Source organism: Mannheimia sp. USDA-ARS-USMARC-1261, from assembly GCF_000521605.1.
Classification (GTDB): domain Bacteria; phylum Pseudomonadota; class Gammaproteobacteria; order Enterobacterales; family Pasteurellaceae; genus Mannheimia; species Mannheimia indoligenes.
Map to the genome: position 1 here is coordinate 1,003,904 of NZ_CP006942.1, position 23,608 is coordinate 1,027,511.

Genomic DNA, 23,608 nt, shown 5'->3' on the forward strand with positions numbered 1-23,608 from the left:
ATGAAAGCGAATAAAGCCTTATTTGTCATACTGGGCATTGTATTTATCTTAGTCGGTGGAATTGTCTATGCCTTATTTGGACGTAGTGAGTCAGTTCCACAACCGACACAACAGGAAATTTTAGATATTTCCATTAAAGATTTAACACCTGAACAAGTCAGAACAATGGGTATTCAAGGTGATACGCCGATTGATACGCTGCGTACCCTTGTGACAACCGTTAAATCCAATGAGCGTCGTATGGATGAGTTAATTGATGAAAATCGCCAACTCAAACAGAAAGAAGATTTAGTGAATGGTCGTATCAATGATGCGGTAAATAATGAAACCCGAAAACTGCAAGAGCAGATTGCAGATTTGAAAATGCAATTATTTGATATGGCGACTCTCGTTAATAACAAACCAACAACACAAGAGTCTACCCCTCAGGTAGAGGCTCAGCCTAATACGGTACCGAATAAAGGATTTGGAACAGCAGGAGATAAATTACCTATCGGTGGTGCAACTATGTCCAACGTGGATACCAGTGGAATGTATTGGGTAGAACCAAGCGATCAGATTAGTTTGGATGCAAGTGGAAAACCTGTGTCAGGCAATACAGTAGCAACTAAATTTGGCTTTCCGAAAGATTTTAATGGAGGACAATCTGCAGGAAATAACGAAAAGAAAGGTCTGCCGTTTTTCCCGGAAACAGATACTGTGACAAGCTCACAAGGAACGGCTGGAAACGCACGTGGTAAAAACCAGATGACATCAGTATATACCATACCAAGTAATTCAACATTCCTTGATTCAGTTGCAATGACGGGACTCATCGGACGTATCCCGATTGATAATCGAGTATCGGATGCTTATCCGTTCAAAGTACTTATTGGTCGAGAAAATCTCATTGCTAATGGTATTGAATTACCTGATGTAGACGGAGCAATTGTATCAGGTACTGCTACTGGCGACTGGACACTATCCTGTGTTAGAGGCAGTGTAAAAAGTATGACTTTTGTGTTCAATGATGGACGTATTGTGAGTACCTCTAATAAAGGGAATGGCGAAGAGATTGGCTGGTTATCAGATAGTTCGGGTATCCCTTGTGTTCCAGGAGAGCGGAAAACCAATGCCCCAGAATATTTGGGAACGAATTTCTTTTTGGCTGCTGCAAGTGCTGCTGCCCAAGGATTCTCACAGTCACAAACAACCACTGTTGTTGATGGAAGTAGTGTTGTTGGAGCTGTTACCGGCGATCAGGGTAAGTTCATCTTAGGACAAGCTATCGGAGGCGGCTTAAAAGAATCTGCTGACTGGTTTAGAAAACGTTTTGCTGAAAACTTTGATGCTGTATATGTGCCACCGGGTCATCGTGTCTCTATTCATATCGAGAAAGAGATTGAAATCGATTACAACGCCCAAGGTCGTAAAGTGAAATATGGCTCAAAATCAACGAATTCACAACTGGATTAGAAGGAACAAACGATGAAACATTTATTTTGCATAATGATAAGTGCCTTATTGATAACAGGTTGCACAACATCAACAGAAGAATTATTACCTACTAACGGCAGTACGATGCGGGATATTTGGGATAAAGGAGCGAGTAATAACGATCTACACTTATACCGTTCACAACAAGGGCGAACACTTGACCCTGTCGATTATATTCCTAATAGTGAGCAACGAGCCTATACCCGTACGGCAGAAAATGAAATTAATAACTTGTTCCCTCGTTTACCTAATCCGGATCTGATTATGTATGTGTACCCACATCAAACTCGTTCCGGAGAGCCTCTCAGTATTCCAGGATATTCTACAGTACTACCTTTCTATGGACGAGTTCAATATGCTCAGCCGGGTGATAGAACAAGAGGGCTTTAATCATGTCTTTTTTAAGTGAGGTATTTTCCTCTTTCAAACCGACTAAAGCAGGGGTTATATCAAGTGAACCAAATGAAAATACCGGTGAGTCTGACATCATTCAAAATAAAATGAGTGAGGTAAATAACGAGGTTCAACAATTAAAACGCAGTGGAAAACTCACCCAGTCACAGCATCACCGTCGGTTATACTCACAAGAGCCCTCCTTTATCGATCATCTACCTTGGGGAGAATATTTGAATGAGCACGGTGTGATACTCCTTGATGATGCCCGTAGTGTTGGGGCAGTATTTGATATTAAGCCGATTGGTACTGCTGGCCGTAGTATTGAATTTTTAAGTCGGATACGTAATCTTGTCAAAGATGCCTTGCAAGACAGCTTTGATGAATTGGATGTAAATCCGTACGTTGTTCAATTTTATTGCCAAGACAGCGATGATTTACAGCCTTATATTGAACAGCTACGAAATTATATCTCGCCTATCGCTAAAAATAGTGCATTTAGCGAAGAATGGTTACGGGTACAAGCCAAGCATTTCAAGGATATCGGTAAACCAGAGGGGCTTTTTATTGATGAGCGAGTGACAAATACAGCTTGGTCTGGTCGTATACGTAGTACCAAAATGGTGATCTATCGGTATGTTGATAAATCCAATGACACTAATGAAAATCTGATTGTCGAGCAGCTGAACAATGCTTGTTCTCGCATAAATGGAGCTCTAACAACTGCTGGATTACAATTGCAGCGACTGGATGGCGAACAATTTCGTCAATGGCTGTTACGTTGGTTTAATCCCAATCCTTCTATTAATTTTGAGGGGTTAAGCAACAATGATTGCTACCATCTCTTTGGTAAACAAACCTCAAATGACGGGCTTCCAGAATTAGCGTTTAACGATTTCAGTGAAGATTTATTTTATTCTCAACCGAAAAATGAAGGCAACTATTGGTATTTTGATGACCAACCGCACGAAGTTGTTGTAGTCAATAATTTGAGGAAACAACCGGAAGTGGGGTTGATGACTGGCGAGATTACTCGTGGGCGTAATATCAATGCATTATTTGACTTGTTGCCGGAATCAACCATTATGGCAATTACCATCGTCATCCATCCACAGGATAAGTTGGAGGCACATTTAGAAAAAATTAGTAGTCGAGCGGTAGGTGAAAATTTTGAGTCGAAATACCTAAAAGAAGACTGTCAAACTGTACAGTCTTATCTTAAAGAGGGGCATAAACTCTATCAAGCAGCTATTGCATTTTACGTTCGAGGTAAGGATGAAAAGGAGCTACGTACCCGTTCTCGCCAGTTGAGAACGATTCTGCTCAGTAACAACCTAGAACCCGTGAAGGAAAATGCAGAAATTGCCCCACTTAACAGCTATTTGCGTTGGCTACCAATGAATTTTAATCCGCAGATGGATGCCAAATCACATTACTACACGAAGTACTATTTTGTACAACATTTGGCAAACTTATTACCTATCTTTGGCCGAGATACCGGGACTGGGAATCCGGGGATCACTTACTTTAATCGAGGAGGAGCACCATTTAATTTCGACCCATTTAACCGTAAAGACAGAACCAAAAATGCTCACAAGCTATTATTAGGTCCAACCGGTTCGGGAAAATCAGCTACGTTATGTGGGCAATTATGTCAGGCTATGGCCGTTTATCGCCCACGGACTTTTGTTGTTGAGGCAGGAAATTCATTTGGTTTATTAGCGGACTATGCAGAACGTTTCGGACTGACTGTAAATCGCATTACGTTAGCTCCAAACAGCGGCATTGTCTTACCACTCTTTTCAGAAGCACATCGTCTATTGGATATGGAATTAAACCCGGAAGATGTGCCGGAAGACATTGAGGATAACGATGACACTGATGATGAAGGTGATATGCAACGAGATTTATTGGCCGAAATGGAGCTGACGGCACGTTTGATGATCACCGGAGGTGAAAAGAAAGAAGATGAAAAAATGAGCCGTGCTGATCGTGCTGCTATTCGTCGTGCCATTTTAAATGCAGCTCGCCAAACCAAATCTGAAGGCAGACAAACGCTGACTGAAGATATTAAAAATGCTTTGGAAGCATTAAGTCATGATGAGCATACTCGTGAAGAACGGCGTACCCGTTTAGCAGAAATGGCAGAATCATTAGAAATGTTTTGTACCGGTGTAAATGGGCAATTTTTTAATCGAGAGGGGGCAATTTGGCCGGAGGCTGATCTAACCTTAGTTGATTTAGCTATGTTTGCCCGGGAAGGCTATGAAGCAGAGTTGGCCATTTCCTATATTTCACTCATTAACCATATCAACAGTCTTGGTGAAAAATACCAACACAGTGATCGGATGATTCTGAATGTAACAGATGAATCACACATTATCACGGCCAACCCATTATTAGCTAAATTCCTAGTTAAAGGCTCAAAAATGTGGCGTAAACTAGGGATTTGGCTATGGCTTGCTACTCAAAATATGGATGACTTCCCGAATGAAGCGGCGAAATTACTCTCAATGGTCGAATGGTGGGAATTGTTGAATGTGTCTGCCAGTGAAATTGATGAAATCAATCGTTTCCGGAAACTGTCAGAGGCCCAGAAAACGATGTTGTTATCTGCCAAAAAATCAGATCGTAAATATACCGAGGGCGTGGTATTAGCAACGAATATGGAAGCTCTATTCCGAGTTGTACCGCCTAGCTTATTTTTAGCTTTAGGAATGACTGAAAAACATGAAAAAGCAGAACGTAAGCAACTGATGATGCAGCACGGCTATACCGAACTCGATGCAGCTTTAGAGGTTGCAGCTCGGATTGATAAAGCAAGAGGAATACACTAATGAATAAACAACATTACCGTTTATTTAATGCAGGCCCACAAAAATCCTCATTAGGAGTTGTATCTCCAGCGGTAGAAACTCAATTGCTTGGATTTTGTGAACAAATTCGCCAACTCATCGGCGTTGGGAAACAGATTACCTTATTCCCTCATCGTGTCGTGCAAAATCACTGGGCTATCGAACTTTCTGGTGAGCAGGGTTCTGTTCACTTATTACTTAATGTGACGGGGCGTTCTTTGCTACCAACTTCCAATAACAGTGAATGGTCAGCTCGTTTAATTATTGAAATAGCTGATCATGTGGATGCTTATTGGTTTTCGGCATTCCTTACTCAGTATCTCGGTTTGAAAAGTAATCTTTTACCCTTATCCACATCAATTGCGGATAACTCTGTGTATAACGAGGTAATAGATAATAATGAAGTCTGATACAACAAAGCCTAAAATGACAAGGGTTATTACTGTATTAAAAATAACCTTGATGATCATCGGTATTATTTTATTACTACTCGTTGTTGGCTGGTTGGCAATGACCTATTTTCCTTCCACAAATTTTCAAGCGTGGTTCTATGAAACCCGCTATGCCTGGTTGGGATGGCGATTTGTTTTATATGTAGCTATTTGGCTATTGATGGTACAACTTAATCGAAAAGGGCAAATGCCATTAAAAGCCAGGTTAATGATTTTATCTGTCATCCCAATTATTGAGGGACTTAATTTACTGTATCTACTTTAAGGAGGATGAGATGACCTTTACCGTAGATAGTTACTTAGAATACTTTCTTACCTTACTGGCTTGGATCATCAACAACAATATTTTCGCTGTATTGGTTCAAACAGGGTTGTTTGTTCTGCCTCTCATTTTTGTCTTAATCAGTACGTGGATGGAAGTCAAAAAACAAGGTGAGGACGAAGGTAATAAAGGGGATTTACTTATTACTTGGCTCAGCCTCAAATTTTACCCGGCGATGTTTGTCGTTGTATTGGTCTTAGCTCCAATGATACCGATCAACCTGAATAATATTGAGTTGAATGTAGAACGTTCTAAAGCCTGTGGTTATCGTGTTCCAACTGCACCAGAGGATAGTGGTTATAACCAAATGAACTCTGAATTGGGTGATCAACAAGCGAGAGTCCCTATCTGGTGGGGATTATTTCATCAAATCAACAAAGGGGTAACACACGCCTTAACAGCTTCAATTCCCTGCAAACCGGATTTACGTCAAGTTCGTTTTGAAGTTCAACACGAGAAAATCAATAATCCAGCATTATTGACAGAGGTTCGCTTATTTGTACAACAATGCTATGTACCGGCACGTCAGAAAATTCAAAATAGCCAACTTTCATTGAGCCCAGCACAGGTTCGTGAGACTAGCTGGTTAGGTGGCCGTATTTTGATTGCAAATAGCGAGCTTTATCCCCGTTATCGAGCCCAACAACCTCATAGTCTATTTCCCTATAATGCTTCTCGGGATAATGGATTGCCGAATAATGGAGAGGGTGGTTTTCCAAATTGTGCAGAGTGGTGGGATACGGCGAATAATGGTTTAAAAGATCGTTTATTAGATGATGTAAAACAGAACTTCTCTGCAAAAGTGATTGATTTTTTCAGCAGTAAAGAAAATTCCGATGAATCCATACTTCGTACCGTATTACGAGCTGAGAATATGGATATTTCGAGAGGGAAAGTTTATCCCGGGTATGGGGGAAATTTAGACAGATCATTTACAAATGAAGTGACTAAAACAGCTTCAATGTTTGGTCTGTCATTAGGCAGTATCGGAGCATTCCCTGCTTTTGATTCGATGCGGCAAGCATTACCGATGGTGCATTCATTTGCATTAATGGCATTGATTATTCTCACGCCTTTAATTATGGTTATGAGTGGTTATTCGTTAAAAACATTGGTTACGCTAACTTTTGTGAATTTCGCATTAGTTACACTCACATTTTGGTGGGAACTAGCTAGATGGCTTGACTCTTGGTTGCTGTCGGTCCTCTATGATTCAGGCACACATAGCAGAATAAACCCTTATTTCCTTGAAAATACACAAGACGATATTATTGTGAATTTTGTGATGGGTTCTATGTTCTTGGTCTTACCAGCGATTTGGCTAGGCAGTATGTCTTGGGTAGGAGTAAAAATGGGAGAGTTTGCAAGTCATTTAACTACTGGTTCTAGAGACTCTAAAACAGCGGGTTCCAAGATAGGGAAATAATCTAACAACTGAATAATAGAGTGGTATATACCACTCTATTTACTTTTACTCATCAACACGGTAATTACCTAGATATATACCTGGTCCATCATACCCATATTGATATTCATCATCTTCTTGTTCTTCATCATCAGAAAAAAGTGATTTTAAATCTGTATCTTTAGACGATATTTCTGAATTAGCCATATCTTTATATTCACTATACAAAGAAATATGCTTATAAGCCCATATTCTGAGAATAAAGAAACCCAAGATAAATAGAGGCAATCCTGCAAAAATTACCGCAAAAACGACCACTTGTTGAATAGGCTTAGGTAAAAATGCAGTATTCTGTTTGATAAATTTAACTGGGTTAGCGAGCTGCTTTCCGAAATCGATAAATTTCATAGCTCCTCCAATTATTCTAATTAGCTGATTTTCAGCTCAGTATGATAATTAATTAAAGTTGTATATTCAAATTTATGATCTAATTTATAACCGTTTTTATGTGCAGTGATATATTCACTCACATATTTCTTAAATTCACGAACAATTCTACGCTCATTACCTTGGATATTCAACAATTCTGATTTGTTTTTGAGCTGAACGGTATCTGTTTTTAAATAGCTTTTATCTGTCAGTAGAATGGCTTTTGAGAAATCAATTCCTTTAAATTTGCCGTATTCCTGAGGATTAGGTATCGTTTTAATTCCAACTCCTTCTCTTTCAGGTAAATTAGAACGCAATGGTAGGGCAAAATCTAAATTTTTAACTCTAACTAATAGAACACAGTATGGGCGAGTCTCTTTAAGCAAAATTTCTTTCAGATGTGGAGCGACATCAAGGTAAAACTGCTCAGATAAGTATCTAAGTTCAATATTTTGTGTTGTAATATCCATTTTATATCCTAAGCAAAACCCCTTAAATCTTACGACTTAAGGGGCCTCATCTACCGAGCTTTGTATTTTTTAACGTGGGCCGGCTCTGGCACCACAATAGTTCATCTACCGAGCTTTGTATTTTTTAACGTGGGCTGGCTCTAGCACCACATCTATATAATAGAGTATGGGGGATGAAAAATCAAGCCATTCCCCCATATTATTGAATTATCGCATTACAAGGTATTCATTAAATGAACATCAAACTTATAATAGATTTTTTTGTAAGGATCACAATCTACAGAGCCAATGCTTGGTTGATCATTATCACGGCTAATCGTTGCTCCAGGCTCAATAAACTCTTTTGAGTTACCATTTGGTTGAACAAACCCAACTACATACTTCAAACCATCATTTTTCAGTTCTAATGCATACGTGGTAAAACCTGATCCTCTAGCGATAATTGAGCCATCGTTGGTCACCGCTTTTTTGATTGGGTTTTTGAAGATAGTTTTATCATACGAATACTCGTAATCATTTCCTACCCGTTTAACTGTGAGAGGTTTACCTTCTGTGCTGGTACAAGAAAATACCACATTTTTATCCGTTGCAAATGCTGAAGTTGTACAAAGTGTAAGTACAGTAATACCTAATAATTTACGCATAAATGTAACTCCTTATGAGGTTAATTTTTACCGAGAATATAGTCAGCTTCCTGATTCCGGCGACGTGCATTGATGCCATTATTATCAACTTGGCGATTTCTGATTGCAGTAGCTAAAGCATTCATATCACCACTTTGAGCTGATCTTCTGGCTGCATCAAGTACGCTTTTTGTTTTAGCAAGTGAACCATAATTATATGCATAAGACACTAAAACAGCTTGAGCGTTCGGCGGTAACGCATTCCAATTTGAATCTCCAAGCTCTTTTCTCACATTATTTGCGAAGATAGCTGTTCGGCGGGCCAAATCACGCTCTGCATCTTCTTTGGTAATGACCGTATCTTTGGTTACTTTTACGATCGTACCATCAGCTCGGGTAATTGTATCGGAACCATATCCTACTCGATGAGCATTTACATCCCATTGAGCCTTAGAGATAAAGCCTTCAAAATTACGTAGTAATCCTGTTGCTTGATCCATCGTTGAACCGCTGATTTGTGCGAGTGATGGGAAATTTCCACCTACACCTGAACCACCTCGATTTGGCAGATTAGGTATGAGAGCAGCTACATTCGGAATATTCGGGATACTCAATGCAATATTTCTACGAGAGAGGTTAATATTAGAGCCTGCCTCTAAATCAGTTAATGCAACATTACCGTTTTCAAGTCCTTGAACACGTTTATCCAGACTGTCTTGAGATAAACTATGAGCACCAGCAAGAGCTTCTCGTTCGGATTTGCTTTGCAAAATCACCGAAGCCGTATTGCCGGTGATCATTTTTTGCATATCCATTTCTAGTTTTACTTGGGAAATTTCACGGTCAATAATATTGAGTACTCTTTCCAGTTCTACTTGTGCATCCGCATTTTGAGCGACATTTGGCTCACGCATACCAGCTAAGACTGCTCGCCGAGCCAGGAGCATTTTTTCCATTATCTTACTAGTCGCAATTTCTGCAGATAAGCGTTGGCTTAATACCTCAACATCAGGATCATCTCGAAGACTCTCAATAAGCCCTCTTGTTACTGGTACAGTAGTTGAACTCAAATCAGCTAACAATTCAGCCTTAGGCACATCCATATTCAGTACATTCTCTAATTTGACAATAGTACGAACATGTTCTTCCTCAATTTCCGGACTCAAGCCTACACCGGCTTTTGAGCTGGTTTTAGTGCCACAATCCTCTTTACAAGTCGAAATAGATTGTTCACCAATAATCTTAGTTAAAAAATCGGCTGCTGTTTGTGGATTATCCCAAGTTTGGCAAAGATTCCCATCACAGCTTGAACCTGAAATTGTACTGGTATCTAAGGCATTACGTTTGTTCAGTAAATTAAACCCAGCTTTGACAACATCGCCAACAACATTGATAGCTTCTTGGTTTTCCCCACCTTTTTTCTGACCTCCTATCCAAACTCGCCCATCTTTCCCTTTTTTATCTTCCAGGTCTTTTTGAGCTTGTTTTGCATCAGGTTGAGAGGAGGTAATTTGCTTATAGCTTTCTAAATCAGCTGCTTGCCCCCATTTTCCTCCCAGTGTATGATCTGCTAAAACTTTGGACATTTCTTCACAACTGGTTTTAAGACGGTTGAAATCCAGCTTACCTTGGTACATACCATTTGTGAGTAAATCGTAGAGTTGAGGGTTGGCCCGTTGCAATACCATTGCAGGCATACTTGCAACCGCACCTTTCGCTGAATCAATGACATTCCCCATTAAATCTTTAAAGCCGTCTTTGAGACCGTTTAAATCATTTTTAATGGTCGTTTTAATATCAAAATTACCACAGGTTAAATTCGCTTTCCAACCAATTCCTAAATCAACAACTTTGGTATTACCACGACTAGGTGGAGCCATATAACCCATTCCACCGCCGATTTGGTAAAAAACACGGTCTGAAATAATCGAATCCGACTTACTAAATTCCAGTTTATCCGTAATCGAATCGGCATAAGATAGTCCTGATACACTTGATAATAATGCTGTCGTGATCCGTAAGTGGGATTTTTTGAAGTTAAAGTGAGATTTCATTATTGCTCCCAATGTTATTAGTGTGACCAATCAATACTGTAAAGGAATGTTTGCCCACGGCGTTTGCAACAACTATAAGGTCGCCATAATGCCCAAGCATAATCACCTTGATTTGAAATTTGAGAAGAATAGGTATCTGTTTGCCCTCCATTAGGAAAAACAGAGCAGGTATTTGACATTTGAGGGTAAAGTATTTGCCATTTATGTGTTCTTGCTTGTCCCTCTTCGACCGGTCCTGGAGGCCATTCTCCTGCACCACCTGTTTTGGCTGCTGGGAAATAAATGTGTGGCTGAGCTGTTCGGCTCACAATGTCTGCCACTCTCTGCACAATGGTCGCAGAGGCTTTATAATCGTGTGCTTGGGTTACCCAACCGGAACGTGGGTAAATATTTCCCCAGCTATCGCCTACACGGCCAACTTCCCGCATTCCCGGAGTCAGAGCTTCCGGGTAAAACATTTCCGGCATATTTTCACGCCAGGCAAAAAAATCCAGCCCACTCAAAAAGTAAGGCATAAATGGCGTAGTTTGAGTTTTACAATAGTACCCCGTATTTCCTAATAATTGACCGATAGCTCCTTGTGGGTGTCCAAACGCATCCGCATTTTTGAAAGTGAGTTGAGAGTATTGGCGTTGTGGAGAACGGTATTCTCCACCTTTTACACCAGGATTGAGAGCTTGTAATTCTGTCCATGGCGTTTGCCCATCGTGGTTATAAGATGAAACAACCATTTCAGGTAAATAATGCTTAATTTTGGTTGATGTGCGAACCTTACATCCAAAGTAGGTACAAAATAACCAAAAACAGGTTCCAACAACTTTATATTCCAAACAGCTTGTTGAGGCACTTGATGCAGCAATGGAAGCGGTATTCAATGAGGCTCTGGCTGGTTGAGGATATAAGGTTGTTGGGACAGCTAAACTGGCAGAGATCAGTATCGTAAGAAACGTTTTTTTCATTTTGATTCACCTTGTTGTTTAACCCATTTATGCCATTCATCTAATGCTTTCTGTACGTCAGTCGTACCATAAATCACACTCGGAGAAGATTGTGGATTATCAAAAAACACCGCAGGTACTTTCTTAATGCCATTTTGCCATCCACTGATCACGCCTTGATAAGCGTCTTTTAATTGTTGCTCTTGGGCTTTCCAATCTGCTGAATTAAAGAATGCACGCATTTCTTGTTCGGCAATCTCTGGTGATTTACTGAGGTTTCGACTGATTGACTCTTCAAAATTCTCTACTTGGTCAAGATAATAAATCTGGGAAGCAAGTTGTGAATTTTGAATAGGGTACATCTTTGTGGTATAGACGATGATATTGGGTTGTGCTTGTGCAAGGGGCGAAAACACACCTGTTACTATACTGCAATATCCCAGAAATCTACTTACTTTCATCACGCTCTCCTCCCGAACAAATAAGCAGAAAATTAGCGAGATTTTTATGTTGAGGATAGGAAAAACTCTTTTCAAAAAAGAGATATTTTTTGAACAAAAAAACGGTTGATTTTATTGGAGGAATTCGTATGATATTAAGCATTAAGACGCTGTAGATACAGCCCTTAAAAGTCGCATAACTCTTGAAAAGCGGCGGCTATCCTTAGAGGTAGTTGAGTTATTTACCCAAAATGTCTCCCAGCATTCTGAAAGGGAACTCTGCAAATTTGCAGGAATGCTACCTACACACCTACCTTCCGAGGGATATTTCAATTCCCTTGGAATTGCGATCTCCTGAGGAATTTTATTCACTTAACTTTTAGGAGAACTCGCTATGAGTCAACAAACCGCAGGATGGGATGTTATCCCGTTTGAATCATCCAAAACCGTAAAACCTTCTCTTTTTTGGAAACTTGGCAACAAGCTAGGTAATATTTTTGTTTCAGCGAAACATAAAGCCAAAAGCAAGTATGTTGAAGTCACCAAAGGCATCAATCAACGGATTGCTGAAGAAGATGAAATGCGAGCCTTAGAACTGCAAATGTGCTTAGACGAACAAGCAGCCGAATATGAACAGGAAATTTCCCGCATTAAGCGTAAGATGTTTTTCTGGACTTTGTTGGCTGCCATTATTGCCTTTGTATGTGGTATGGCTGCCGTTTTTGGTACTCAGCTCTCTTTAATCTAATTTAACTCACCCATCGGGGAAATGTTGTTTCCCTTAAGGGGAATGCATTTCCCCTTATTCTGGAGAAATGTATGTTAGTTCATATTAGACTTTCCTGTATTGGAGATGTTTTACCAACTAAACTTAATGAATGGACATCAGAGCATCAAGCCTTACAGCAAGAAATTAGTCATAGAGCTTTAGAAGCGTGGCAAAATCGAGATAAGGACATCAAAAGCGTGCGATTTATGCAACAAATGCCGTCTCGGCAAGGACTTAATTTTCGCTTTCTGAGTGTGTCCGAGCAGAACGGCAAGCTAATTGTTAGTCGAGCATAGGCAACTTCATATTCACATCCTATTCTTATACCTCACAAGGGGAGGCATTATCCCCAGAGGGAAGTAATGTTTCCCTTTTATTTTTTAGGAGAAACATTATGGCTCGTAAAAAAATTCAATATACCGAAACAGATTTGCACTTATACAGTGTACTTTGGAATTTACGCCATGCACATGATCTATTCAGTGTGAAATTAGAGCGTGAGACCAAGTTTGGCAAAGCATTTTCTGTTTTTTCTCGCTTTGATGTCTGCCCGTCTTATGGCGAGGTTGATATTACTTACCTTGTTGTTAAAGCAGGAATTCGCAAAACCCTGAGAGGGTTTGCTTATGTTGGTGGAAACGGGTTTAGTCATAGTCGTCATTTGATGAGTACATTTATGTATCTTGTCAGAGAAATCTTGGTTGAACACAATTGGATTTCGGAAACAGAACTCTATGATCAACCTATATCCGTTTATAAATTCAGAGCGATTAACTTCGATAAGTGGTAATCAATCTTTCACCCTTTCGGGAAACACAATTTCCGGAAAAGGGTAATGTGTTTCCCTCTAATTTTAGGAGAAGCGCAATGTCTGGCTCAGTCTTAAACACTTATTTTAAACACGCTCTTGTTAAAGCTGGTTTTCCTAATTGCTTAAACATTGAGTATTCACTTTCTTATTGTCAAGGCGATGGCGTAGCATTCTACGGTAGGCTTAATACGGAGACGTTAATTAATCTTTTCAACAAGCTAAATCCTCAGAAACGCACACAAAAAATGTTTTCTAATCTGCTGAATCACATTGAATCTTGGGAGCCTCACTATGGCGTGGATTTTGAAATCATACGAAATAGTTTTGGGTACCGCTATTCGCATTGTAATACGATGGAGCTTTCTGTTAGAACAGCAGATGATTTGGCATTTTTCTATGATCGTGATGCCCGAAAAGAGTGGTATTTCCCTACATCAAAAGTGGAAAAATACAAAGCCCTGTGGGATGGATTTATTCAAGATTTAGGTCAGTATATTAAAGATACTTCCTGTGCCTTAGAATCGAATGGCTATCAGATTATTGAGGCCTCACCGTATCAGACGGAAACTATTTTCAAATTTAACACGGAAAACTATCTGATAGAACTTAAACGTAAATCCTCTGAATTTTATTCAGAGTCTGTTGATTGGCTATGTGGTGATGTCTGCGATTTTGAGGCAATGATAGAGGAAATCCTACAAGGGAAACTTTGCTATGCTGATTTTGTAGCAACCGTTACTGATAAGGAAAGTGGCATTCAACTAGGTAGCGATGAAATTACAGGCGTAAGCTATTCGCCGACAGACCATTCATTGAGTGGTTATCGACAAGAGCTTATTAGTAATGCTATAGCTTCTGCTCGTAGTAATGCCGCACGTTTTGCCTACTTGCATGCCTGATTTGTAGGTTTTTTATTTCAATTTGACCGCTTATCGAGATTGTTTTTTACCCTGTGGGGAAATATTTTCCCTATAGGTAAGATGTTTCTCCACTTTTTTCTTTTGGAGAAACATTATGAAACACGATTTAGATTTACTCAAATACATCTGGGATAACCGCAATTTAAATAATAAAGCCTACCAATACCTATTTCACATTTGTATAGAGCCAATGAGAAAAGGAGATTGGAATCGTTATACAATTTGGCTGAATAACAACGGTAATTTAGTTAATATTTCTGCTGTTGTATATGAAATTGTGAGCTCTCAACAGTTAAAAGATGATATTAAACTTTGGCAGGATATGCAGTTTCATTGTCGCCCAGTAAAAGTTGAAACAACAGGTTTTATTTCATTTCTATTACATCAGTTTTTCAATGGAATCACCCATGTTTTGCTGGAGCAGGGAATGATTACGGAAACAGAAGCTGCGGAAAAAAGTTATCACTTTATTGCTGCTAATAGCTTTCAACGTTTACTTTAATGGATCTGAAATAATGTAACTTTGTATTACCAAAGTAATTTTCGATATGAGGATTATGTTTAACTTGAATCAATACTGATTAACAAATTATCTGTAGTTACTGCATTATAGGCAGTTCTACTGGTTTTGATGAACCTAGAAAAACTATCTCTGTTGAGATTTTAAACCACCCATCGGGGAAACTAGTGCCCGATAAGGGTAATAGTGTTTCCCCATTTTCTACCTGAACTTTGGAGAAACACTAATGAACACTCAAACTAAATTTGATTTATACCAACATATCACAGACCGAATTGTTGCAGCACTGGAACAGGGGACTGCACCATGGTTAAAACCGTGGAGTCATCCAGAATGTAATATGGCATTACCTCGTAATGCGGTCTCTAACCGATTGTATTCTGGTATCAACACACTATTACTCTGGATTGCTACCGCAGAATACGGTTACAAACAGAGTAAGTGGATTACAGCAAAAAAAGCTAACGAGCTCGGCGGATATATCCGTAAAGGTGAAAAAGCTACTGTTGTAATGAACTACCGTCCTGATAAGAGAGAAAAACTTGATGAGGAGGGAAATATTGTGTATGACGAGGAAGGTAATCCAGAAATTGAACAACACTTTTTCATTAAGAAGCACAATCTGTTCAATCTAGACCAGTGTGAAAATTTACCCGAGGAACTGTACGATCCTATATCAGAACCTAAACAGCCTACATCGGATCCAAACCAATACGAGATTTTTGCTGATATTCGGCAGATTATCAAAGGAATGGATTTACACGTGGAAATGAAACCGAGTAATCGGGCATATTATCAACCCAGTGCAGATTTAGTTGTAATGCCGGAAATAAAACAGTTTGAAAATGCTCAAGCGTTTCATAGTGTGTTATTGCACGAAATGACTCATGCAACTGGTGCTGCTAAAAGGCTCGATCGTGAGGGTATTACCTCCGGAAAAGCAAAATTTGGAAACAAAGTCTATGCTTTTGAGGAGTTGGTTGCCGAAATGGGGGGAGCATTTTTGTGTGCCTACCTTGGATTTGATACGGTACCTCAAAATGCGGCATATATTGAAAGTTGGATAAGAGTTATAAAAGAAGATAAACGGGCTATTGTCCGGGCTTCTGGTAAAGCTCGTGAAGCTTGTCAATATATGTTAGATGCATTAAATATCTCACAGCTGGCTGATAAAAACGAGGTCTTTGAAGAAGCAGCTTAACTCTTTGCTGAAAGGTACTTTCAACACAATCTTTCATAGTAATACATAATCCTTTAGGAATTATGTATCGATTATCTTTTAACCCTTGGGGTACATTGCCTCAAGGCAAGTGTACCCCTACTTTATTTAGGAGTACATTATGCCAAACTGGTGTGAAAATAAACTACAAATTTTTTGCGATTGTATCCAAGCTAAACAAATTATTCCTAAGCTTTTCAGAAAAACTGAAAGTGATAAATGGTGTTTAGACTTTGAATTACTCGTTCCAATGCCAGAATCAATCTGCATTGAATCAAGTAGTCTTGGTGATAGAGCAATGGAATTTCTAAAAATTTCACCAAATAGACGTTTAACACGCCCTCTACTCAAAAAGTATATCTATGGGTCCGAAATTGATCGGATATATGCTAAGGCAAAGCATCATCGCTGGGATGTAGGTCATTTTATCAACTGGTTGATAAAACGTCCTGAACAACAAAGTATATTATGGCTAAACCTCGCATTAGGCCAGCAATATCTGTCTAACCTAGCTCAACATGGTTACAAAGATTGGTATGACTGGTCAAATGAACAGTGGGGCTGTAAATGGAATGTATGTTCAGATAGCTGTCAAGTTAGCTTTAATGATAATGGATCTATTAATTGCCTATTTGATACGCCATGGGGACCACCTGATGGTTGGTTCCAAGCACTTTGTACTGCCTTTCCTGACATTGAGTTTATACTTTCATTTTTTGAGCCGGGAATGTGGTTTGCGGGCAAATATATCGCAAATCTTGATGGCTCATACTGCAATATTTACATAGATGATAGGGGTATTCGCAGTTTTGCTGAGGAAGTCTTTAATGAAGAATTTGAAGATGAGTTCGAAGAGAAACTTGAATAGCCTTAATTAATTTTTCCACCCTAGGGGTAATTCCCTAGGGGGATTACTCCGTAAACTTTAAGGAGTAGTCTAATGGAAAACTTTGAAAAGCAATTTATCAGCTTATTTCAACGTATCGCACCACATTATCGACGTTCAGAAGTGTTTTATGATTTTATTACACTCTCTGCACTTGATATGTACCTAGTAACGTATCGAGATCAAGCAGAACCTAATTTGCGAGAACGCTTTGCTCATGCTAAGGCACGATATTCAGATTCTGAGTTTACTCAATTAGCAGAATTGTTAGCTGTTACGGTGAATGCTTTAACACAAAAACGCTATGATTTCTTAGGCTCAGTATTTATGAATCTCAATCTTGGTGATGGTTATAGAGGGCAATACTTTACACCATCTCACATCGCAGATCTAATGGCGAAAGTTACACTACAGGACTGTGATAGAATCATCTCACAACAGGGATTTGTTACTTTATCAGAACCAACTTGTGGTTCGGGTGTAATGGTGATTGGTTGTGTTAATGCGATGTTTGATGCGAAATACAATCCCCAACAACAACTTTGGGTTCATTGTCAAGATGTTGATTTTACAGCTGCCATGATGTGTTATATCCAGCTATCGTTATTACATATTCCTGCTTGTATTGTAGTTGGTGATACGCTATTGAATGAAACAAAAATTCAAATGTATACGCTGGCTCATTTGATGGGAAATTGGTCTCATAAACTGGAGCAACAAATTGCACCACTTGTAAATAGCACTACTGAGAAAGGCTGTGGTAACAATATAGAAAAATCAGTGATAGTGGAAGATTTATCTCAAATCTCAATTTTAGATGAAATTGATGATAATGAGCTAATATTTTACTAACAAATAATAGCCGCCTTAGAAATAAGGTGGCTAAATTATTTTATATCAGCAACTGAATTTTCAATAAATATTTGACTATTGATACCAACCGATATTGCCGACAGCATTTACTACCTTAATTTAACTCTGTGAATTGTGTCAATAGCATTTAAAGTCTATATTCTCCTAGCATTAGTGTAAATTGATACAAAAACTATTTAAAAATATTTGAGAGTTTTTAGATAACTTAACAGAAATATATTTATACACTACAAAATATATTCCAAGCTCACCCTAAATGGCAAAAGGATAAAGGAGTCCTTAAGGGCAAAGGATAACCCCTAAAGGGTGAAAGGTAACCTTTCCAAGGGGAAAGGTCTTGCCCAAAAGGGCAAAGGGCTAAACGGCTTTCATTTAACACAAAATTGATACTTTTCGGTCTCTTTCAATGCAATCAATTTTCAAGAAAATTTTTGGTAAACACACATCTCAAAGTGCGGTCAAATCTGACACTGTTTTCTCTATTGAGCAAGATGACGATGGTTGGCTATATCCCCAAAATGCTACTCAATTACTGAATACGGAATTACGTCAAAAGTATCTTGGACTACTTTGGCAACAGGTATCAATGAACCGTCAAATGTTCGAGACATTTTATCAGCAACCAATAGAACGTTACGCTGAAATGGTTCAACTATTGCCAGCTTCAGAATCACATCATCATTCTCATATTGGTGGAATGCTCGATCACGGTTTGGAAGTTATTGCTTTTTCAGCTAAAGCTCGCCAGAGTTATATTTTGCCACCGAATGTGGCTCCCGAAGAACAGTCAAAGCAGCGAGACGCTTGGACTGCCGCAGCAATTTATCTTGCATTAGTTCACGATATTGGCAAAGTTGTAGTAGATATTGAAATCACACTCAAAGATGGCTCACGTTGGTTTGCTTGGAATGGAGAACCTCCTGAACCGTATAAATTCAAATACATCAAAGGTCGAGACTACCATCTTCATCCTGTGATAGGCAGCTTCTTTGCAAATCAGATTATTCCCAAATCTGCATTTGATTGGCTGGCACAGTATCCAGAAGTCATTTCTTCTCTGATGTATGCAATGTCCGGACATAATGATAAAGCTGGGCTTTTATCTGAAATCGTGCAAAAAGCTGATCAGTATAGTGTTACCCTCGCACTCGGTGGCGATGTAAATAAACTGGTTCAACGTCCTGTCAATTCTCTGTCAAAGCAGCTTGTCTTGGCACTACGTTATTTACTGGAACAGAAAATCAAGTTAAATACTCCGAAAGGCCCTGCAGACGGTTGGTTTACCGAGGAAGGATTGTGGCTTGTTAGCAAAACTGCCGCTGATAATATACGAACTTACTTACTAGGGCAGGGGATTTCCGTGCCTAAGGATAATCCAAAGTTATTTGATGAAATGCAATCTCTCGGTATCGTAGAAGAATCTCCTTCTGGTGGGGCGATTTGGAGTTGCCGTATTCAAGCTGATTCAGGTTGGACACCGGCAAACGTCTTTACATTATTGAGAATTAAACCTGAAGTGGCTTGGGAGAATATTAATGATCGCCCAAATTATTTTTCCGGGAAAGTTAAAATAGTCGAGCAGATAATGGAAGATAGCAATATGGAAAATCATCCTCCATTAGTTGATGAAAGCACTAAACTTGTTACATTAGAGAATGTTCAACCAGAGACTATTATTACCTCTAAGGAAGTTGAAATATCTCAGGTAGAGGCAAGCTCAGATAATGCACCGTTCTCAGAAATCATCATAAATGATGAAAATGATTTAACCTCTTTTGTGCTGGATATGTTTGCACCTACGGAAAGCTCTGAGCCAAGCCTTGCTGATATTTCAATTGGTAAGGGACAGGAAATTGCAACGATGCCATCCAAACAAGAAGTACAGGATAAACCTACCACTAAAAAGCTCAACGTAACACAAAGTGCAGTAGAAACGCCCGAAACATTAACACTATCAGAGCTACAGTCACAGAATAAGGAGAACTCAATTACAGGAGATAACTTTGTAAATTGGCTCAAATCAGGTATTGCGACCAACAAATTTGCAATTAACAAGCCTACTGCCAAGCTCCATATTGTTGAAGACCACCTGTTTTTAGTTACCCCCGTTATTTTTGAAATGTATTTGCAGGAGAGTGGTCTGCCTTATGATAAGGAAATGATAAATAGTCTTCAGTATGATTTCCAAGGGCTAGGAATCCATTTACCTAAGAATACGACAATAAACGGTAAGCCAGATACCATCAATTTTTGGAAATGTGATGTAATTGGTCCGAGAAAGACTTCCTCTTTAACTGGATATTTGATAAAAAATACACATCTCTTCTTTGGGGATAAGACACTATTAAATAATCACTGTTTAACTTTACAGAAAGAGGAAACTTAAAATGACGACATCTATCTCTTTTGATTCGCTACTAGACCGATTTTTTTTTCTATCGTTACTATCTTCGCCCTGATACTAAGCGGAGCTATAATAATGTAATCCGAATTATCAAAAGACGTTACCCAAAGTTAAATGCAAATGAGATTACCACTGATATGCTAATTGAATGGCGTAATCAAATTGTTGGCGATAAAATCAAAGCTGTAACATGGAATAATTATGTCAGACATTTAAAATCGTTATATAACTTTGGTCTATCGCAAGGGGTACTCAATATAAATCAAAATCCATTTAATCAGTTATTTATTCGTGAATCAAAAAGAAGAAAGAAAACTTATTCAACCGAACAATTACATAAAATAGACCACATACTCAATAATAACATTCTATTACCTGATTTTCTAAAACCAAGTTGGTTTATTCTTGCGATTATTATGACATTGAGATGTACAGGCATTCGGCGAGGACAATTAGTGAAACTGAAAATTGGTGATGTAAATCTTTCCAACAGGACGATTTATATTTCGCCAGAAATCAATAAAAATCATGATTACCATATCGTACCGATTTCAGATTCACTTTATCTTCATATAGAAAGGCTTATTACAGAGTTAAAAATCAGAAAACAAACAGATAATTGCCAATTGTTCAATCTCAATTTATTTTCTCGATGCTCTCGAAGAAGAGGACAGCCAATGAGCCAAAATCAGCTTACGCATATATTTCGGCATATTTCTGACTTGGTCGGTTTTACTTCATCACCACATAGATTTCGACATACGGTTGCAACTCAATTAATGAAGAAGCCCGAAAATGTTTATGTGGTTCAGAAACTTCTAGGGCATAAGGATATCAGCGTAACACTAGGTTATATTGAGCACGATGTGGAAATGTTGAGAGAGACAGTGAATTTACTCTGATAAAAGAAAAATGGGAGAATATAATTTCTCCCACTTTTTTTCTATAAATAAATAATTTCTGTTTTATCTTCTAAATGAACTGATTTTATACCAATAATTTTGTCACCCTTAGGAAAATTATTCATGGTCCTAAGATTCAGTAAAGATTGTGGAATAAATAAGTGATCGTCATTTATCAATGTGAGAGCAAAGACTCTGGTTTTAGTTCTAAGAGCTTTATCAAAAGAAAGGTTTAAATAAATTGCACCCGATGACAAAGTTATCTCTGGATTAATTAAAAAATCGGGGCTGACGTAGACTAGCATACTTACTAATCTACGTCAGTCCCTTATTTTATCTATGTAGCATCATTTCTACAACGAATTGACATGTTTTCTTAGCATTTCAGGATCATTGTGAATATATGTTAGAGTTACAGTGAGATCTTTATGTCCAAGTAATTGCTTCACTGCATAGATATCCCCTGATTGCTTTAGGACTTCTGTTGCAGTTGTATGTCGGAATCGATGTGAAGTTACTGTAAATCCTATAAATTCAGAAATATGGCGAAAAAAATGAACTAGTTGTCCTTCTGTCATTTTCTTATTTCTTGATGTAGTAACTAATGAAAAGCGATTAATGTTAAATAACTGCTCATCTGAACTAGTGCTTCTAGCTCTTGATTCTAATATCAATCTTTTTAGGTATGGATATAATTTATCTGAAATTGGAATTTCATGGTGTTCATGATTCTTATTGGTTTCAGCTCTTATATTTATAATTTTGCTTGTCATATCGATATCAGAAATTTTTAGCTGTAATAGCTGGGATTGTCTGATAGCTGTATATTTTAAAGTGTAGATTAAAGCTTTAGTAAAATAAGCAGGTTGTAAATAATGAGGTAATTTCTCCTCATTTTCCAAAGAGATTTCTAAAAAATGGATTTGCCTTTCTGTTAGTAGTTTTTTCTTTGGCTTATCAGGTCTTACCATAAGGCCTTTAAATAAATTTTTAGGGTACTCAAATAGCTCATTATCTATAGCATAATTAAAAATAGCTTTAAGATGTCTGATATAACTATTCCAAGTAATTGGGCTCATTTTATTGAGGCAATACTTTCTCCATTCTAATAAGTCAAGCTTAGATATTTGTTCAGGTTCTTTATCTGGATAAAATTTAACAATCTGCGCTATTACATTTTGATAAGAACGTATAGTGGCAGGTCTATGATTCCGTTCTAAGAAAAATAAATGCAATAATTGTTCAAAACTCATACAAAACCTCATTTAGATAAGCGATCTTCAAATAGCACTCAATTTAATGTAGACTAGATCTCCTTGAATTAGCCTTGATCTTTTAAGTTAAAGTTAATTCAATTTAAGTTAAATTTAACTTAAATTTAAAATAAAGTCAATGAGGTAATATGAAAGAATGGTATACTCTTAAAGAGCTTTTAGATGTAGGAGGGCTCCCTTCAACACCACAAGGTATAATCTTATATGCTAAAAAAGATAAATGGCGTAGACGGCGTGTCTCTGGAGTGAAAGGTAATGTTTTTGAATACTACGTGTATGATATGCCAGAATCTGTACAAACTAGTTTAGGAGTAACTAAGGAAACTTTGGCATTGAAACAGGAATTGATAGATGATATTCAAAAAGAAAATGAAAAATTTCTAAATCAAATACTTTCTGATATAAAAAATGTTTTGCTCAATAGTGGGGTATTGAGAATTAGAGAAAGATTAAGCATTACTAAAGAAGAAGAAATTTTATTAAGCTATTATAGAAATAGCTCAGAACAAGATAAAACGACAATTCTTCATATGGTAGAAAGACTATCTAGAGCATCTAAAAATTAGATGTAAATCCCTTAATACTATTAATGATAAAGCTCTGTATATCGCTAGAATAAATTTAGAATATTTTCCCCTATGTATTCATAAGATAGTAAGATATGCTTCAAAATAAGCTAAAAGATATTTTTTAATATATTTCTAAGCAAGTAAGCCTTTCTTAGGTACTATATAGATTTTGATATACCGCTGTTACTCAATTAATGAAGAAACCGGAAAATATCTATGTCATTCAGAAATTGTCAATGCATAATGATATTAGTATTAAGCTCTGATATATTGAGTATGACATAGAAATGTTGAGAGAGTTTATTATTAGAGAGGATATCGCCCTTCTATACTTCATACTTATGGGATTATATCCTCTGTATTTCGTAAATATAAACCGTGAATACGTCCATTATGATGATCAAAGTTATTCTTTATAAGATCGTAAAATGAGCTATCATTATGTTCATAATGCCTAAATATGGCATAGGAAACCAAATCAGCTAATAAATTAATCTTGATGACTTTGAGTCAAGAAACAGCGGAGCTTCTGAGAAGTTCCTGAGCTTCCCATAAGTATGATCACTATCCTTAAATGTTCTTGCAAGTGCCTTAATTGACTTCT

At 38.0% G+C, this 23,608-nt stretch carries 24 protein-coding genes; 17 read left to right on the forward strand and 7 right to left on the reverse strand.

Annotation, left to right across the window (positions count from 1 at the left end; all coding sequences use genetic code 11):
* From X781_RS04930 to X781_RS04955, 6 genes are read left to right on the forward strand one after another with little or no spacing between them, the layout of a single operon-like run.
* Positions 1–1,455, forward strand: a complete 1,455-nt coding sequence (locus X781_RS04930) for a TIGR03752 family integrating conjugative element protein (RefSeq protein ID WP_012340826.1) — start codon at positions 1–3, stop codon at positions 1,453–1,455.
* A gap of 12 nt (positions 1,456–1,467) precedes the next feature.
* Positions 1,468–1,866, forward strand: a complete 399-nt coding sequence (locus X781_RS04935) for a TIGR03751 family conjugal transfer lipoprotein (RefSeq protein WP_012340824.1) — start codon at positions 1,468–1,470, stop codon at positions 1,864–1,866.
* 2 nt (positions 1,867–1,868) lie between these two features.
* Complete coding sequence (locus tag X781_RS04940) at positions 1,869–4,706, forward strand: conjugative transfer ATPase (RefSeq protein WP_012340823.1); 2,838 nt, start codon at positions 1,869–1,871, stop codon at positions 4,704–4,706.
* The gene (locus tag X781_RS04945; RefSeq protein WP_012340822.1) at positions 4,706–5,134 is read left to right on the forward strand and encodes a hypothetical protein; all 429 of its coding nucleotides are present in this window, start codon (positions 4,706–4,708) and stop codon (positions 5,132–5,134) included. The genes X781_RS04940 and X781_RS04945 overlap by 1 nt, the downstream gene beginning before the upstream one ends.
* Positions 5,135–5,150: 16 nt before the next feature.
* Positions 5,151–5,441: a hemophilus-specific protein gene (locus X781_RS04950; RefSeq protein ID WP_142783019.1), complete on the forward strand. Its 291-nt coding sequence runs from the start codon at positions 5,151–5,153 to the stop codon at positions 5,439–5,441.
* 10 nt (positions 5,442–5,451) lie between these two features.
* Positions 5,452–6,924: a conjugal transfer protein TraG N-terminal domain-containing protein gene (locus tag X781_RS04955; protein WP_012340820.1), complete on the forward strand. Its 1,473-nt coding sequence runs from the start codon at positions 5,452–5,454 to the stop codon at positions 6,922–6,924.
* A 45-nt stretch (positions 6,925–6,969) separates the two neighbouring features.
* On the opposite strand, the gene X781_RS04960 is transcribed toward X781_RS04955, so the two are convergent.
* The 6 genes from X781_RS04960 to X781_RS04985 form a co-directional block, all read right to left on the reverse strand.
* Entirely contained in the window at positions 6,970–7,311 is a 342-nt protein-coding gene (locus X781_RS04960; RefSeq protein WP_012340819.1) for a hypothetical protein, read from the reverse strand.
* Between the two features lie 20 nt (positions 7,312–7,331).
* Positions 7,332–7,802, reverse strand: coding sequence for a type III toxin-antitoxin system TenpIN family toxin (gene tenpIN / locus X781_RS04965; protein WP_012340818.1), 471 nt, complete (start codon positions 7,800–7,802; stop codon positions 7,332–7,334).
* Positions 7,803–8,017: 215 nt separating this feature from the next.
* Positions 8,018–8,446, reverse strand: coding sequence for a hypothetical protein (locus tag X781_RS04970; RefSeq protein WP_012340817.1), 429 nt, complete (start codon positions 8,444–8,446; stop codon positions 8,018–8,020).
* A 20-nt stretch (positions 8,447–8,466) separates the two neighbouring features.
* The gene (locus X781_RS04975) at positions 8,467–10,479 is read right to left on the reverse strand and encodes an integrating conjugative element protein (RefSeq protein ID WP_012340816.1); all 2,013 of its coding nucleotides are present in this window, start codon (positions 10,477–10,479) and stop codon (positions 8,467–8,469) included.
* A 17-nt stretch (positions 10,480–10,496) separates the two neighbouring features.
* Positions 10,497–11,438: a TIGR03756 family integrating conjugative element protein gene (locus tag X781_RS04980; RefSeq protein ID WP_012340815.1), complete on the reverse strand. Its 942-nt coding sequence runs from the start codon at positions 11,436–11,438 to the stop codon at positions 10,497–10,499.
* Positions 11,435–11,878 carry a TIGR03757 family integrating conjugative element protein gene (locus X781_RS04985; protein ID WP_012340813.1) on the reverse strand — a complete coding sequence of 148 codons (444 nt, stop codon included), beginning with the start codon at positions 11,876–11,878 and terminating at the stop codon, positions 11,435–11,437. The genes X781_RS04980 and X781_RS04985 overlap by 4 nt, the downstream gene beginning before the upstream one ends.
* A 373-nt stretch (positions 11,879–12,251) precedes the next feature.
* On the opposite strand from X781_RS04985, the gene X781_RS04990 reads away from it, so the two are divergent.
* The 10 genes from X781_RS04990 (at position 12,252) to X781_RS05035 (ending at position 21,161) form a co-directional block, all read left to right on the forward strand.
* A complete protein-coding gene (locus tag X781_RS04990) occupies positions 12,252–12,605 on the forward strand; it encodes a hypothetical protein (RefSeq protein WP_012340812.1) in 354 nt (117 codons plus the stop codon).
* A gap of 71 nt (positions 12,606–12,676) precedes the next feature.
* Positions 12,677–12,922, forward strand: coding sequence for a hypothetical protein (locus tag X781_RS04995; RefSeq protein WP_012340811.1), 246 nt, complete (start codon positions 12,677–12,679; stop codon positions 12,920–12,922).
* 98 nt (positions 12,923–13,020) lie between these two features.
* Complete coding sequence (locus X781_RS05000) at positions 13,021–13,416, forward strand: hypothetical protein (RefSeq protein WP_012340810.1); 396 nt, start codon at positions 13,021–13,023, stop codon at positions 13,414–13,416.
* Between the two features lie 77 nt (positions 13,417–13,493).
* Positions 13,494–14,336, forward strand: coding sequence for a hypothetical protein (locus tag X781_RS05005; RefSeq protein ID WP_025235804.1), 843 nt, complete (start codon positions 13,494–13,496; stop codon positions 14,334–14,336).
* 115 nt (positions 14,337–14,451) lie between these two features.
* On the forward strand, positions 14,452–14,859 hold the full coding sequence (locus X781_RS05010) for a hypothetical protein (RefSeq protein WP_012340808.1): 408 nt from the start codon (positions 14,452–14,454) through the stop codon (positions 14,857–14,859).
* A gap of 244 nt (positions 14,860–15,103) precedes the next feature.
* A complete protein-coding gene (locus X781_RS05015; RefSeq protein WP_012340807.1) occupies positions 15,104–16,078 on the forward strand; it encodes an ArdC family protein in 975 nt (324 codons plus the stop codon).
* A gap of 139 nt (positions 16,079–16,217) precedes the next feature.
* Complete coding sequence (locus X781_RS05020) at positions 16,218–16,964, forward strand: hypothetical protein (protein WP_012340806.1); 747 nt, start codon at positions 16,218–16,220, stop codon at positions 16,962–16,964.
* A gap of 72 nt (positions 16,965–17,036) precedes the next feature.
* Positions 17,037–17,834 carry an N-6 DNA methylase gene (locus X781_RS05025; protein WP_012340805.1) on the forward strand — a complete coding sequence of 266 codons (798 nt, stop codon included), beginning with the start codon at positions 17,037–17,039 and terminating at the stop codon, positions 17,832–17,834.
* A gap of 427 nt (positions 17,835–18,261) precedes the next feature.
* Complete coding sequence (gene mobH / locus X781_RS05030) at positions 18,262–20,241, forward strand: MobH family relaxase (RefSeq protein WP_025235805.1); 1,980 nt, start codon at positions 18,262–18,264, stop codon at positions 20,239–20,241.
* Positions 20,242–20,348: 107 nt separating this feature from the next.
* Entirely contained in the window at positions 20,349–21,161 is an 813-nt protein-coding gene (locus tag X781_RS05035) for a tyrosine-type recombinase/integrase (protein ID WP_373419113.1), read from the forward strand.
* Between the two features lie 353 nt (positions 21,162–21,514).
* Here X781_RS05035 and X781_RS05045 read toward each other — a convergent pair whose 3' ends face one another.
* The gene (locus X781_RS05045) at positions 21,515–22,414 is read right to left on the reverse strand and encodes a tyrosine-type recombinase/integrase (RefSeq protein ID WP_012340803.1); all 900 of its coding nucleotides are present in this window, start codon (positions 22,412–22,414) and stop codon (positions 21,515–21,517) included.
* A 149-nt stretch (positions 22,415–22,563) separates the two neighbouring features.
* Here X781_RS05045 and X781_RS05050 point away from each other — a divergent pair, with 149 nt between their 5' ends.
* Positions 22,564–23,001, forward strand: a complete 438-nt coding sequence (locus X781_RS05050; RefSeq protein WP_012340802.1) for a DNA-binding protein — start codon at positions 22,564–22,566, stop codon at positions 22,999–23,001.
* The last annotated feature ends 607 nt before the right edge of the window (positions 23,002–23,608 follow it).